The sequence below is a fragment of the Gynurincola endophyticus genome (assembly GCF_003991195.1).
Classification (GTDB): Bacteria; Bacteroidota; Bacteroidia; order Chitinophagales; family Chitinophagaceae; genus Gynurincola; species Gynurincola endophyticus.
Window position 1 is genome coordinate 1 of sequence record NZ_RCWL01000029.1, and the last position, 354, is coordinate 354.

Sequence of the window (354 nt, forward strand, 5' to 3'; positions counted from 1 at the left end):
TATAAAACGATCACCACCGATGAGAGTGGTACTGGTCAGGTGATAGAATTCAAAGATAAACAAGGGTTACTGATTTTAAAGAAAGTGCGGGTAACAGCTACAGCTGATGACGGCACAGGCAGCGGTTATATCGGCTGGGCGAATACCTATTATATCTACGATGATTTAAACCGGTTGCGTTGTGTGGTACAACCGGCTGGTGTGAATGTGATTCGCACCAACTTTGTATTGATCAGCAGTGCTGTGTTGAATGAACAATGTTTCCGCTATGAATACGACGGCCGTAACAGAATGATCCGCAAAAAGATACCGGGCAAGGGAGGAGAGTTTATGGTGTATGACAACCGCGACCGG

At 45.8% G+C, this 354-nt stretch carries 1 protein-coding gene; it reads left to right on the forward strand.

The annotated features are described in order from the left end of the window. Positions 1–354 (forward strand): hypothetical protein (locus D9O48_RS18855; protein ID WP_158624946.1); only part of this gene is annotated, 354 nt, incomplete at both ends.